This is a genomic window from Sediminibacterium roseum (assembly GCF_009939005.1).
GTDB lineage: Bacteria > Bacteroidota > Bacteroidia > Chitinophagales > Chitinophagaceae > Sediminibacterium > Sediminibacterium roseum.
On sequence record NZ_JAACJS010000015.1, the window covers coordinates 683,334 to 697,234 of the forward strand.

Here is a 13,901-nt window from a genome sequence, read left to right on the forward strand (position 1 = left end):
GGAATTAATAATTGGGATGGGTGGTGATCAGCTTCTCTTCTCAACAAATAACAAAAAAAGCCGTTCTTATCGAACGGCTTTTTTTGGATTTACCCGTATTTAAACAGCGATATGCTACCAATGATATTATAATTTCTAATTCCTAATTTCTAAGTCCTAATTTCTAAGTATTAGTTTCTGTTCTTTCCAGTTAACATCGGTACGAAAGAAAATTCTTCGAATGCCTCTTCGGTAACGGTTCCGTCTGCTTGTTTGGTGAGGCGGAGCATGCGTTGGTTCTCGCCTTCGTCGACGGGGATGACCATAAGGCCTCCGGTCTTTAGTTGCTGAACCAGTTTCGGCGGAATGAAGGGCGCCGCTGCGGTGATGATGATCTTATCGAACGGGGCAAAAGTGGGTAACCCCTCGAAACCATCGCCAAAAAAGAATTTGATATTGGGATACCTGCTGCGGAAAAAATATTCTTTCTGCAGGTCGTATAATTTCTTCTGCCGCTCTATGGTGTATACCCACGCACCCATCTCGGCCAATACGGTTGATTGGTAAACGCTCCCGGTTCCGATCTCCAGTACCTTATCGTTTTTCCTGACCTGCAGCAGCTGCGTTTGGTACGCAACCGTGTACGGCTGCGAAATAGTCTGGTCTGCGGCTATCGGGAAGGCGCGGTCTTCGTACGCGATCTTGTCGAAGGCAGAATCGAGAAAATAATGGCGGGGAATGTTGTTGATGGCATCCAACACTTTTTCATCGGTGATGCCTTTTTCCTTCAGCAGGTCCACAAGTTTCTTCCGAAGGCCTTTGTGTTGATATGTATCCTCATATTTTCTCATAGCAATACGAATATAGCGTTTAGTGCCGATGCGATCCACACCCTTTGCCCGTTGTGAAAAGAAACAACACTAAAATAAAATAACGCACATGCCATCCGCACCAGATTACAACCGGTGGTACAACTTTACATTTTTGCTTCCGGTAGCCAAAACCATATTGCGGCACAATAATTATTCTATGAAACCAAAACAAATCCTGCCGGCTGTGGCGCTCCTGCTGCTCACAGCATGTACAAAGAACGATGCACCGGTAACCACCGCCCCACCGGCGTTCAGCGCGGTGGTGAACAAGATCCCCACCAACTTTACAAACCCGGTAACGGCCACGTCGGAAAAGAACCCTTACACAGGAAATTATGAATTGAAGATATCCGGGGAGAACAAACTTACCAACGACAGCAGCATCCAGATCAGGTTCCTGGTTCCGGATTTTACATTGGCCAACCAGGTTTCTGCAACCTATACGCTGGACCCAAATTTTTACGGGAACTTCATCGAAACAAAAACCACCCCCACGTCCTGGAAAGCAAAACTGCACTACTTTCAGCAAGGGCAATTAGCCGTTCAGCAAAATCCAGACAAAACACTGAGCGGAACTTTCCATTTCAAATATTTTCTCTGGGATCAATACGGCAACAAAACGGCAGAATATGAAATATTGAATGGAAGCTTTTCAAATATCCCGATACACAAATAAGCAAAACAAGAAGCACGTTGGTGAAAATGTACTTTAAAAATTCATTTTGTAAATAATTTGTAACTTCGATTATGCACCAGTTTTCAGACCATATCGATAAAATCAAAGATATATGTTCATCTCATTCGGTGAAACATCTATTTGCGTTTGGGTCTGTTCTTACCGATCGATTCAGCATTGGAAGTGATTTTGATTTACTCGTGGAATTTCTTCCTGTTCAACCAAGTGAATATGCTGACAATTATTATGACCTAAAATTTTCTTTGGAGGAACTTTTGAAAAGAAAAGTCGATCTTTTGGAGGAAAAGGCTATAAAAAATCCATACTTCCTTCGGACAGTAGAAAAACAAAAAGCCCTTGTTTATGGACAATGAGGTTCGTACTTGGCTATTCGACATTTCCAAAGCCATTTCTGAGATCGATTCTTTCTTTGACTCAACCCCAAAAACATTTGCCGGCTATCAAAACGACCTTCGCACCCGTAGAGCTGTGAGAGAAATATTGAAATTATTGGAGAGGCATTGAACCGAATTCTTTCCACTTTTCCTGAGATTCAGATTTCAAATTCGCGAAGAATTGTTGACACACGAAATAGGATTATTCATGGATACGACAGTGTATCTGATGAGATTATTTAGAGTATAATAATTAAATACCTTCCTGTTTTGAAATCAGAGGTTGAAACGCTCCTAAATTCCTAGCACTGCCACCAACATTGGGTTTTGCAAAAGTCGGGCTGCAGTATCTGGCCCATCAGCTTTTGAATTTGTGGGTGGACAGCAATAATTTGGCTTCAGTTAATTGGGTCTGCAGTGGCCAAGCCAGCAGTGAGATCACAGATGACCCAAACTTCGCAAAGCCATTAACGAACTACGAAGTGGAACCGCAAGCACAAGAAGGAATTAATGTCAGCTGCAAGTTATCTTGAATTCCGCGATTCGTAGTTCGTACTTTATCATTTAGTTTTTCAAATTCATCTCCTCTATAATCGCCTTGATCTTGTTTTCGAGTTCGGCAAACTTTGCGTCGAAATCTTCTTTCTTTTCGAGTTTTGTATTCACGCTGAAATAAAATTTGATCTTGGGTTCTGTACCCGATGGGCGCGCTGAAATTTTGGTTCCGTCTGCTGTGATGAACTGGAGTACGTTGCTTTTCGGCAGATCGATCTTCCAGGTTTCGCCCGTTGCGAGGTTGGTTCCCTGTTGCAGTTGGTAATCCAGCAAAGTGGTAACCTGTGCCCCTGAAATGGTTTTCGGCGGGTTGCTGCGGTAGCCCTCCATCATATCGGCAATCTCTTTCTGGCCGTTCATTCCCTTCTTTGTGATGCTGATCAGGTTCTCGTAATAGAAACCGTATTTGATGTACAGCTCGATCATTTTATCAAACAGGGTCTTTCCCTGGTTCTTTTCATAAGCTGCCATCTCGCACATCAACGCCACCGCGCTCACGGCATCCTTATCGCGGATCTGGTTGCCGATCATCAAACCAAAACTTTCTTCACCACCGATCACATAATTCTTTTGTCCGTCGAGCTCCTTTATTTTTTCCGCGATCCATTTGAAACCGGTAAGTACATTGTAGCAGGCAACATTGTTCTGTTTGGCCACTTCGTTGATCATTTCCGTAGTAACGATAGTGGTTATGACCATATCCTCCGGCCGCGCAATGCCTTTCGCTTTGCGCGCTTCCATCATGTAACTGAAAGCGAGTACGGCGGTCTGGTTGCCGTTCATTAAAACCCATTCGCCTTTGTGGTTTTTTACGCCGATGCCCACGCGGTCTGCATCAGGGTCCGTTCCCAATAAAATATCGGCATCCAGTTCCTTTGCTTTTTTCAAACCGATGCTCATCGTTTCAGCTTCTTCAGGGTTTGGATAGTTTACCGTTGGAAAATTCCCGTTCGGTGTTACCTGTTCTGAAACAATGGTAACATTGGTAAACCCAAAGCGCTTCAATGTTTCCGGCACCAGCATGATGCCCGTGCCGTGAATGGGCGTGTATACGATCTTAAGGTCGTGCTGTTTGCTGATCACATCCGGGTAAACGCTCAGCTCTTTTACCATGTCGATGTACTTCGCATCCATATCGGTGCCGATGAGTGTGATGTTCGCACTACCGCCATCCCACTTCACTTCGTTTACGTCTTTGATGGCCTCTACTTCCGCGATCACATTTTTATCGTGCGGGGGAACAAGCTGTCCGCCGTCGTTCCAATACGCTTTGTATCCATTGTATTCCTTCGGGTTGTGAGAGGCTGTACAAACCACGCCGCCTTTGCACCCCAGTGTCCTGATCGCAAAACTCAGCTCCGGGGTGGGCCGCAGCGATTCGAACAGGAAGACCTTAAAACCATTCGCAGCAAAAACATTTGCCGTGGTTTCTGCAAAGAAACGGCTGTTGTTGCGGCTGTCGTGCGCAATGGCGAGCTTCACTTCTTCGTTACCATATGTTTTCCTGAGGTAATTGGCGAATCCCTGTGTGGCCATGCCAATGGTGTATTTGTTGATGCGGTTGGTTCCTATGCCCATGATGCCTCGCAGGCCACCTGTACCGAACTCGAGGTTCTGGTAAAATGCATCTGCAAGTTCATCAGGGTTTTCGTTCTGTAACCTGCTGATCGCGTCTTTTGTATCCTGGTCGTAATTACCGTTAACCCACACGTTGATCCTCTCCTGAATGGAAGCGTCCATAGTATAATTTTTAAATCGTCCTCAATCAAACAGCAAGTTTATGAATATTTTTTGCATTTTCAACCAACCATAACCCCGCGCCGTCGATTTACTGGTGTAAGTTTGGCGAAGTGAACAAACTGCTGCTGATACTAACTGTTTTTTGCTGCCCCGCGCTGTATGGCCAGGATAGCGCTGCCGCAGCGGCCCGCCTCCATGCTTCTGCAGATACCGCCTTGTATTCCTCCCTTCCCAATAAAAAACGCGTACGCGCCGCTGCAGCAACAAGTATGGCACTGTACGCCGGCGCCATCGTTGCCCTTTCCGATGCATGGTACAAAAACTATGCGCAGACGGCTTTTCATTTTTTTAACGACAACAGCGGATGGCTGCAGGTAGACAAGGCGGGCCATGTATACAGTGCATACAACCTTACCCGACTCAACAATGGCTTATGGCAATGGGCGGGTGTTCCGCACAGGAAGCGGGTCTGGATCAGTGGATTGAGCAGCACGGCATTTCTTACTGCGATAGAAGTGCTCGACGGCCTCTCGGAGGGATGGGGCTTCAGCCTCGGCGATCTCGGCGCAGACATCGCCGGCAGCGGCCTTTATATGGCGCAGGAACTGGTTTGGAATGAACAAAGGGTGCAGCTGAAATTTTCATTTCACCGCAACAACTACACCGACCCTTCGCTGCGTACCCGCGCGAACGAGATGTTTGGCAACGCTGCGCTTGAAAGGATATTGAAAGATTACAACGGGCAAACCTATTGGGCAAGCATCAATCTTAAATCGTTCTATAAAAGATCAAATCTTCCCGAATGGCTGAACATCGCGATCGGTTACGGTGCAGAAGGGATGTTTGGCGGCACAGACAATATTGCGGAAGACAAAAACGGCAACATCATCTTCAACCGCAGCGATGTGCCGCGTTACCGGCAATGGTATATCGCTCCCGACATCGATCTGACAAAGATCAGGACCAAAAGTAAATTTCTGAAAACCGCTTTTTCCGTGATCAATTCATTGAAGTTCCCGTCGCCGTCCATCGGTTTTTCGAAACGGGGAATCGAGTGGAACTGGTTGCATTTTTAAGAGGGCCCGCATCAGCTGAAAGCAGCCACAACCGGGGTTTGGCATTGCTACACACGGCATGCGCCCTACACAATGTACGCACCTGAAACAACGTCCCCTTCCACTTCAACATTGATGTGTTCCTGGATGGTAGTGGCTACAGACAGCCCTACATAATCGGGGCTGACGGGGAACAATTTGTGCATCCGCTCAACCAGCACAAATGTCTGGATGCTTTTTGGATGGAAATCAAGCAAGGGCTTTAATGCATACAGCAATGTGCGCCCGCTGTTGGTCACATCATCAATGATCACCACGTGCAACCCATCGAAATTGATCTTTTCGCTGAGCTCAACGGTGGTGGGATGCGTTTTATCCATGGAAACCGAGATCACCTTCACATCATTGGGCACATCGTTTTTCAGCAGTGCGGCGGCCTTTTGGGCGATCACCGTGCCGCTGTTGCGTATTCCGATCAGTACCACTGGCGAATCATCACCACTCAGGTGCTCGGCAAGTTCGAGCGACATGCGCTGTAATTTCTGCTCGGCGCCTTCTTTGTTGAGGATGTAGTTTTTATCGGGCATGTGCGTGTTTTGAGGATCAAAAATACGGGAATGGGGTTAAACCGTTACGAGTGAGCTGCGGGAAGAAAATACCGTGTTCCGCGAACCAACACTTTTTCAGCTGCGGTGCCATTCCTGCAATGGCGATACTTCACTATCTTAGCAAAATAACTGGTGGCTATGCATTATTTACAGCAGATCGGATTTGTATTGCTTGCAGCGATTGCAACATGGATGTTTGCCAAAAAGATCGGCGGGATCAGGCGTAATATTTTGTTGGGTAAAGACGAGAACCTCAACGACCAACCCGCCAAACGCTGGCGCAATTTGCTGCTGCTTGCCCTGGGCCAAAAGAAAATGTTCAAAAACCCGCTGGTGGCCGTCATGCACCTGGTGATCTATGCCGGCTTTATCATCATCAATCTGGAAGTGCTTGAGATCGTGCTGGATGGCATCTTCGGCACGCACCGCCTGTTTGCACCAGTGCTCGGCAGCCTATACAACTGGCTGATCAATGGTTTTGAATTTTTAGCGGTGGGAGTGATCCTTGTCTGCGTCGTTTTCCTGGCCAGGAGAAACATCATCAGGTTAAAACGTTTCATCAGCAGGGACCTGGATGGATGGCCACGCAGCGACGCAAATTACATCCTGTTTACCGAGATCGTACTTATGTCGCTGTTCTTAACAATGAACGCAGTGGATCAAACGCTGCAGCTTCGCGGCAATGAACATTATCACCAGACAGGTGCATTCCTTTTCTCACATTTACTTACGCCATTGTTCAACGGTATGAGCGATGGAACGCTGGTTGCAATTGAACGGACCGCATGGTGGCTGCACATCGCCGGTATTTTTGCGTTCCTGAATTACCTGCCCTACTCAAAACACCTGCACATACTGCTCGCATTTCCGAACGCTTATTATACACGGCTTGAACCGCAGGGCAAGATGAAGAATATGCCAGCTGTACAGAACGAAGTATTGTATGCCATGCAACCCGAAACCGCACCCGCCGACGCTGCACCTCCGGCGCATTTCGGCGCAAAAGATATTTTTGAACTGAGCTGGAAAAACCTGCTCGACGCTTACAGTTGTACAGAATGCGGAAGATGTACGGCCGCATGCCCGGCAAACATCACAGGAAAAAAACTGAGCCCGAGGAAAATAATGATGTCGACCCGCGACCGCATGGAAGACGTAGGCGCGAACATCGACCTCAACAAGGCATTTGTTGCCGATAGCAAAACCTTGCTGCACGATTACATCAGTGTAGAAGAACTGCGCGCGTGTACCACCTGCAACGCCTGCGTGGAAGCGTGCCCGGTAAGCATTTCACCACTGGAGATCATCCTCGAGCTGCGCCGTTCGCTCATCATGGAAGAAAGCAATGCACCGCAGGAATGGAACGGAACATTCAGCAACATCGAAAACAACTTTGCACCGTGGAAATTTTCGCCAGACGACAGGGACAGGTGGGCGGTTGAATTGAACGCATGAACAGCGGGAAAAATGACCAGTGAGTAAGGGAACTTGCGGAACCTGATATGCTCGTCCAGGAAAACAATTGTGAACCTTTTTTCTTACCAATGAAATTCAGTCCATTTCCTTTTTCCATTACCGATTTTGCGGAAGTTGAACCCGAGATCAAAACAGGCGCCACCGGCACTGCGGAATGGAGGATCATCTACAGGGACGATGTGCGCATCCGCCTCGTTACTTACTCTCCCAATTACCTCGCCGACCACTGGTGCGAGAAAGGGCATATCATCTTCTGCATCGAAGGGGAAATGGAAACAGAACTGGCAGACGGCACAAAACACATCCTCACAAAAAACAACATGTACACCGTAGGGGATGGAAGTGATGCGCACAGGACCTTCAGTGAAAAAGGTTGCCGGTTGTTTATTGTAGACTAAATCAGATAAAGGGCTGATAGATCATCCTCCACAACTGGATCAACGCGGTGATAATAAAGATCACACCCATGATCTTGTTCAGCGTCTTGTTACTTGTATTCATCTTCGACACAAGGAAATTGCCGCCGTGAATATACACAGCCAGCCCGGCCAGTGTTCCTCCACCCGCCCCTACTGTAAAAAAATCGAACGCTTTCATTTCAACAGGCAGCGCATGGGTTTGTATGAAGGTAGACGTCCATAAAAACCAGAAAGGAATCTGTACGGGGTTGAGGGCGCTCATCAACAGTCCCAGAACAAAACGGTTGAGCTTGTTGTTGAGCAGCAAAGCTTTCTTCTCTCCTTTCTGTTTGTTGGCTGAATGAAATGCAAGAACGCCGAGTACAAGGAACATGGCCACTGTAATCCATCCCAGCACCAGGAACCATGTGCGGTGTTTAACGATCCAGTCCATACCGGTGAGCGCAACCCGCAAATACACCATTTCAACAATGGCCACGCCAAATGCAAACTGCCAGGCTTTTTTGGCGCCTTCCTGGATGCAGATCTGGGTAGACGTAAAACTCATGTTCCCCAAAGGCAATTGGCCAAGAAAGCTGACGAGGAGCCCGAGGAGGAGGATGTAAATCATAGCGGATGAAAATACAACAAGATCGTGAATCGCGAATGTTGAATGGAGGAACGCTTATCGTTGGGGCTGGGAACGATCGGCTATTCGCCGTTCACTCTCCAGTTTTCCTTATTTTCGTAAAAATCTTTCCTTATGAAGGTGAACACAATGGCTGAGATGATGGCGAATGGCGAGACCCCGGATGTATTGTTCTGGGTGGGTTGCTCCGGCAGTTTCGACCAGCGTGCGCAGAAGATCACAAAGGCTTTTGCCACCATTCTCGATAAGGTTGGTTTCAAATATGCCATCCTCGGTAAAGAAGAGGCCTGCACCGGCGACCCGGCACGCAGGGCGGGAAACGAATTTCTGTTCCAGATGATGGCCTACCAGAACATCCAGGTGTTGAATGGATATGGTATCAAAAAGATCGTTACCACCTGCCCGCACTGCTTCAACATATTGAAGAACGAATACCCCGAGCTGGGTGGCAATTACGAGGTGATACACCATACTACTTTGTTACAACAACTCATCGACGAGGGAAAAATAAAAATGAAAGAAGGCGGCAGCTTCAAGGGCCGCAGGATTTCTTACCACGACAGCTGCTACCTCGGCCGCGCCAATTCCATCTACGAGGCGCCGCGCAAAGTGCTGGAAGCGCTGGATGCCGAACTGGTAGAAATGAAACGCTGCCGTACCAACGGGCTCTGCTGCGGTGCAGGCGGCGCCCAGATGTTCAAAGAAGACGAGCCGGGCAACAAACGCATCAACATAGAACGCACCGATGAAGCGTTGGAAACCGGTGCATCGATTATCGCTTCCGCCTGCCCGTTTTGCAATACCATGCTCACAGACGGGGTAAAGAACCGCGAAAAAGAAGGGGATGTTGCCGTGATGGATGTTGCAGAGCTGGTGGCAGCAAGCATGCTGTAACCCTGTATTCCCCCGGCACAAGCCCGTACGCAGGTGGCTCCTTTTTACTAATTTTGCTTTATGAACCACTTCGAATACCACCACCTGATCCCATCCGACTTTCACCCCTCCTCCCGCGTATGGATCTATCAATCCAACCGCTCATTCATGATCAGCGAGGCATTGGAAATGGAAGACATGATGAACGATTTTGTAGAGAACTGGAACAGCCACGGTGCAAAAGTAAAAGGGTATGCCAATCTTCTCTTCGCACAGTTTGTTGTGCTGATGGCAGATGAGACCGCCGCGGGCGTAAGCGGCTGCAGCACCGACAGCTCCGTGCGTCTTATCAAACAGATCGAAGAACGGTTCAAGGTGGATATGTTCAACAGGCAGAACCTGGCTTTTATTGTTAAAGAAAAAATACAGACCATCCCGCTTGCGCAGTTGAAATACGCGTTCGACAATAATTTCATCAATGCAGAAACGCCTTATTTCAATAACCTTGTGGCGAGCAAAGAAACATTGCTTACAGAATGGATGATCCCTGTTAAAGACAGCTGGCTCAAAACAAGATTGTCTATTCACCACGAATAAAAGGCCAGCCACAAGGGCGGGTTATTTCTTCAGTTTCTCCAACGCATCCTTTTTATCCTTTGAATTCAGGTTGCTCTTCACGATCACTTTACTGAACTGGTAACTTACCGCGATCCTGAAATTCTGGGTGTTCTGCACGCTGAAGCTTTCAATATTGAAATTGGTTCCGGTTGTGTAGCCGTTGAACTTCTGCAGTCCAAACGGATCGATGGCCGAAAGCGTGAGGATCATTTTTCTCTTAAAGAATTTACGCTGCACGCTTAAACTCATATTGATGTTGCTCCGCGAACGGCCTTGCGGGCCGGCGAAACTCGTGTAGCGGTTGTTTGCCTCGATGTTGGTCAGGTTATCGGGAGCGTAGCTGTAGTTGAACGTGGTATAGAAAGTGCCCCTGTCTACATAACGGTACAACAATTTTTCGCGCTCACTGTATTTGTTGTAATTGTATCCACCGCTCACGCTGATGCGCAGCCGCTTTGCAAGCGTGATGCCCGCCCAAAGGCTGGCCTGGTATTCTTCCTGGTCGGAAATATTCTGGTAGGTGGTTTGCGTTTTGCCGCTGTCGATCAATGTCCTGATCGAATTGAACACATTCTTGATCCTGTTGTAACCCAGCGATCCGTTGATGTTGAAATTCTTTTCCACATAACTCAGGTTCAGGTCAAAATTATCCGTGAGCGAGGGCTGTATGTAAGGATTGCCGAAACGGATGTTGTACGGATCGCCGTAATCTATACTGGGATTGAGTTCAGTGATACCGGGCCGCCGGATCGTTTCCCTGAATACAAGCGACATGTTTAACTGCTTGTCAAATTCTTTCCTGATCGTTACACTGGGCAAAATTCTCCAGTACGCATTGTTCGCATTCGGCGCATTTCCTTTGATGAATTCAAACTCCGCACCTGTTCTTTCCGCCTGCGCGCCAACGATCAGCCTGATGTGGCGCGGCATGCCAATGATCAATGCCGCCCTTACCGTAAAGATCGACTGGCGGAAATAAAAATTATTGCTCAGCAGGTCGTTGCCCACAAATACGCGATCGATCCTTCTTAAAAAACTTGTGTTTAAAATGTTGTGATAGGTATTGGACGAATAAGAACTACCCACCGATAAAAAAGTGGTTCCTGTATCATTCAATGGTTTGTTGTAGTTCACATTTGTATGAAACGACGTGATGTAATTGTCTGTCAACTGCAATTGCGTTGAATCCAGGCCCGTTGGCAGAAAATCTGCACGGAGGAACTGCTGGTAAAAATCCCTGTCGTTGTCGTTCTTGCTGAAACTCAGTCCCGCATATGCCTGCAGTTTCTCTACCGGGTTCTTTCCTTTCCATTGATAGGAGGTATTGAATCCGTGGCTATAGCCGATACCATCGTAAGAATTGGCCCTTGAACTTGCCTTGTATACACGCAGCAAACTATCCCGGTTGGTATACAACGCGCTGCTGTTGTTGTTGAAAAAATTGAGGTTGCCCTGGTATACAACACTCAGGCTGCTCTTCTTTGTAAAATCATAATCCACCTGTACCCTTGCATTCGGATGTTTGCTCCTGTTGGTGAATGCTGATTCTGAATAAAAATAATTGACCGAGTCTTTGTAAATATTCTGCCTGTGCGAATACGAATTACCCCTCACTTCCACTGCCCCGTAACCCGCGCTGGAACTGATGTTCAGCTTGCTGCTCCTGTAATTGAAATTTCCCGAAACGGCTATCTCTTTCCTGGAGCCTGCACTGAAGTTGATCTTCTTGTAAACGCCTACACGTCCTTTTTTGGTGATGATATTGATCACGCCGCCAGGATAGGTTGCATATTCAGGCGGTGGATTGAGCATCACTTCCACTTTCTCAACAACATTGGCAGGCAGGCTCTCGAGCAGGTCAGACAATTGCTGGCCGCTCAGGTTAACCGGTTTCTCATCCATCAGGATCAAGGGTTCTTTACCGCGCAGCAGCAAAGTACCATCGGGATTCGCATTCATCAACGGGAGGTTCTTGAGCATTTCAGAAGCATTGCTGCCGCTGCTCAGCGGGCTCTCCGCTACATTATAGGTAAGCTTGCCATCCTTGTTTTCGATCAATGGTTTTTCCGCGTAAACAATCACCTCATCGAGCGAGGTGCCTGCGGCGTTCAGGCGAACATCGTTCAGGTTCACATCGGGCCTGTCGGCATGCACACGTATGCTGTCGATATTCGTTTTGGCAAACCCTACCACATCAACTGTTAAACGGTAAAAACCAAACGGTGTCCTGTCAAACTCAAACCCGCCATTCTTATCGGCAACGATGGAACGTTTTACCGCCGTATTCATATCGGTAAGCACAACATTGGCAAACGGCAACGCTTTGCCGGATAGATTATCCAGGATATTACCCACCACGCTACCCATCTGTGCTTTTTTCGGGTTCCCGTTTTCCTGCGCCAGTAATGAAGTATGGATGCCTGCAAGAAGTATGAAGGCTAAAAATCTCATGTAACGATTGCTTGCCTGCAAAGTAAACGCATAGACCCGGAATTTTGCCTCTAAATAAGTTGGGATAGGTATTTTTGCAGCCTTAATCGGTAAATATGTATACAGTGTACGGCATTCCCAATTGTGATACGGTAAAAAAAGTGAGGGACTGGTTAGATGCGCACAAAATCAAATATGATTTTCACAATTACAAGACCGACGGTATTACCGCGGCGAAACTAAAAACCTGGTGCGGGCAGGTGGGTTGGGAAACGATCCTCAATAAGAAAAGCACGACCTGGCGGGAGCTGGATGCCAAAACGCAGGCCACCATCAACAACGAAAAAAAAGCGATCGAGCTGCTCGTTCAAAATACAAGCGCGATCAAAAGGCCCGTGATCGAAAAAGCGGGTAAGGTAATTACGGTAGGTTTCAATGCGGCGGCTTACGAAGAATTGTTTTAAAAATCAGCAGCTGCAGCAAACGCTTATCATTTCAATACTTCCGCTAAAGTACGTTGCAGTTCTTCCCCGCGGATGTTCTTGGCAATGATCTTGCCTGCGGGATCGATCAACAGGTTCATCGGTATGCTCTCGATGTGGTACATACGGGCCGCGGCATTGTTCCAGTATTGAAGATCGCTTACGTGCGTCCAGTCGAGGTTATCGTCGCTGATGGCTTTGAGCCAGTTTGGTTTCGACTGGTCGAGCGATACGCCAAGCACCGTGAAGTTTTTATTTTTGTATTTCTGGTAAGCGCTTACCACATTCGGGTTCTCGCCCCTGCATGGCCCGCACCAGCTTGCCCAGAAATCAACCAGTACATATTTTCCTTTGAACGATGAGAGGCTCACCGGTTTACCGTTCACATCGTTCTGCGTAAAGTCGAGCGCCTGCGAGCCGATCATACCGATCTTTCCATTGGCGATAAATTGCTCGAGGTTGCTTACGTATACCAATTTTTTTGCGGATGACTGCAGTTTGCTGTAGGCGTTTTCCAGTTCCATGATCCTGTTGGCAAATAGGGGCGAGATAAAATACAGCGCCCATGTACTTGCAACAGAATTGGGTTTGCTCTCGGCAAACTGGATGGCCAGGTTCGGGATCACCACATCGATCTTATTGATCTCGGAAATGATCGCATTTTTCTTTGCAGCATCCCTTTCGGCATTGGCGCTGCTCACGAGCATGTTGCGCTGGCCCAGGAACGGGAACACTGTTTTCTTAAACGCTTCAAAATCTTCCTGGGCGGCTGCACCTTTTACCACAACAGAATTCGGATCGGCCCAGTTGCCGGTGAGCGTAACGGTTTCATTGTTGCTCATCAGCATCTCTACCGATTGTTCTGTTCCGTTGGCCGTGAGTTTTAAAATATCTGTTCCGGGAAGGGTTCCTTTGAGCGAGAAAGCGCCTTTCAGGATTTTGCCGGTAGTGATGCTTTGTCCGTTGATAGAGTTCAGCGCAAGCGTTGTACCATCCGCGATGCCTGCCAATTGCCCCTTCACCACAAACCCGGTGTTCTTGATCTGGGCAAGCCCTGCAAAGGGCAGCAGCAATAATACCAGCAATCTTTTCATA

Annotated in this window: 15 protein-coding genes; 9 read left to right on the top strand and 6 right to left on the bottom strand. The window is 47.7% G+C overall.

Translation table 11 applies throughout. The annotated features are described in order from the left end of the window. Nucleotides 1–170 precede the first annotated feature (170 nt). Nucleotides 171–830, bottom strand: a complete 660-nt coding sequence (locus GWC95_RS14090; RefSeq protein WP_161819362.1) for a protein-L-isoaspartate(D-aspartate) O-methyltransferase — start codon at nt 828–830, stop codon at nt 171–173. Between the two features lie 178 nt (nt 831–1,008). Here GWC95_RS14090 and GWC95_RS14095 point away from each other — a divergent pair, with 178 nt between their 5' ends. From GWC95_RS14095 to GWC95_RS20075, 3 genes are all read left to right on the top strand, one after another. Continuing rightward, nucleotides 1,009–1,527: a hypothetical protein gene (locus GWC95_RS14095; RefSeq protein WP_161819363.1), complete on the top strand. Its 519-nt coding sequence runs from the start codon at nt 1,009–1,011 to the stop codon at nt 1,525–1,527. A 71-nt stretch (nt 1,528–1,598) separates the two neighbouring features. Next, the gene (locus GWC95_RS14100; protein ID WP_161819364.1) at nt 1,599–1,901 is read left to right on the top strand and encodes a nucleotidyltransferase family protein; all 303 of its coding nucleotides are present in this window, start codon (nt 1,599–1,601) and stop codon (nt 1,899–1,901) included. 126 nt (nt 1,902–2,027) lie between these two features. After that, entirely contained in the window at nt 2,028–2,165 is a 138-nt protein-coding gene (locus GWC95_RS20075; RefSeq protein WP_394351285.1) for a HepT-like ribonuclease domain-containing protein, read from the top strand. Nucleotides 2,166–2,486: 321 nt separating this feature from the next. Here GWC95_RS20075 and GWC95_RS14110 read toward each other — a convergent pair whose 3' ends face one another. Continuing rightward, a complete protein-coding gene (locus GWC95_RS14110) occupies nt 2,487–4,217 on the bottom strand; it encodes a phospho-sugar mutase (protein ID WP_161819365.1) in 1,731 nt (576 codons plus the stop codon). Between the two features lie 110 nt (nt 4,218–4,327). Here GWC95_RS14110 and GWC95_RS14115 point away from each other — a divergent pair, with 110 nt between their 5' ends. Continuing rightward, nucleotides 4,328–5,293 (top strand): DUF2279 domain-containing protein, encoded by a 966-nt coding sequence (locus tag GWC95_RS14115; protein ID WP_161819366.1) that lies wholly within the window; start codon nt 4,328–4,330, stop codon nt 5,291–5,293. A gap of 65 nt (nt 5,294–5,358) precedes the next feature. Here the strand turns inward: GWC95_RS14115 and GWC95_RS14120 are convergent, their stop codons facing one another. Further along, nucleotides 5,359–5,859, bottom strand: a complete 501-nt coding sequence (locus tag GWC95_RS14120; protein ID WP_161819367.1) for a phosphoribosyltransferase family protein — start codon at nt 5,857–5,859, stop codon at nt 5,359–5,361. 159 nt (nt 5,860–6,018) lie between these two features. On the opposite strand from GWC95_RS14120, the gene GWC95_RS14125 reads away from it, so the two are divergent. Both GWC95_RS14125 and GWC95_RS14130 read left to right on the top strand, forming a co-directional pair. After that, nucleotides 6,019–7,335 (top strand): (Fe-S)-binding protein, encoded by a 1,317-nt coding sequence (locus GWC95_RS14125; RefSeq protein WP_161819368.1) that lies wholly within the window; start codon nt 6,019–6,021, stop codon nt 7,333–7,335. An 89-nt stretch (nt 7,336–7,424) separates the two neighbouring features. After that, nucleotides 7,425–7,754: a DHCW motif cupin fold protein gene (locus GWC95_RS14130; RefSeq protein ID WP_161819369.1), complete on the top strand. Its 330-nt coding sequence runs from the start codon at nt 7,425–7,427 to the stop codon at nt 7,752–7,754. A 1-nt stretch (nt 7,755) separates the two neighbouring features. On the opposite strand, the gene GWC95_RS14135 is transcribed toward GWC95_RS14130, so the two are convergent. Continuing rightward, nucleotides 7,756–8,385: a LysE family translocator gene (locus GWC95_RS14135; protein ID WP_161819370.1), complete on the bottom strand. Its 630-nt coding sequence runs from the start codon at nt 8,383–8,385 to the stop codon at nt 7,756–7,758. Nucleotides 8,386–8,517: 132 nt separating this feature from the next. Between GWC95_RS14135 and GWC95_RS14140 the strand changes: the two genes are divergently transcribed. Both GWC95_RS14140 and GWC95_RS14145 read left to right on the top strand, forming a co-directional pair. Then, the gene (locus tag GWC95_RS14140) at nt 8,518–9,297 is read left to right on the top strand and encodes a (Fe-S)-binding protein (RefSeq protein ID WP_161819371.1); all 780 of its coding nucleotides are present in this window, start codon (nt 8,518–8,520) and stop codon (nt 9,295–9,297) included. Nucleotides 9,298–9,357: 60 nt separating this feature from the next. Beyond that, nucleotides 9,358–9,873 (top strand): hypothetical protein, encoded by a 516-nt coding sequence (locus GWC95_RS14145; protein WP_161819372.1) that lies wholly within the window; start codon nt 9,358–9,360, stop codon nt 9,871–9,873. A gap of 21 nt (nt 9,874–9,894) precedes the next feature. Here GWC95_RS14145 and GWC95_RS14150 read toward each other — a convergent pair whose 3' ends face one another. Then, complete coding sequence (locus tag GWC95_RS14150; RefSeq protein ID WP_161819373.1) at nt 9,895–12,345, bottom strand: outer membrane beta-barrel family protein; 2,451 nt, start codon at nt 12,343–12,345, stop codon at nt 9,895–9,897. Nucleotides 12,346–12,440: 95 nt separating this feature from the next. Between GWC95_RS14150 and GWC95_RS14155 the strand changes: the two genes are divergently transcribed. Then, a complete protein-coding gene (locus GWC95_RS14155; RefSeq protein WP_161819374.1) occupies nt 12,441–12,788 on the top strand; it encodes an ArsC family reductase in 348 nt (115 codons plus the stop codon). 26 nt (nt 12,789–12,814) lie between these two features. Here GWC95_RS14155 and GWC95_RS14160 read toward each other — a convergent pair whose 3' ends face one another. Next, entirely contained in the window at nt 12,815–13,900 is a 1,086-nt protein-coding gene (locus tag GWC95_RS14160) for a TlpA disulfide reductase family protein (protein ID WP_202630295.1), read from the bottom strand. Nucleotide 13,901: the final 1 nt, after the last annotated feature.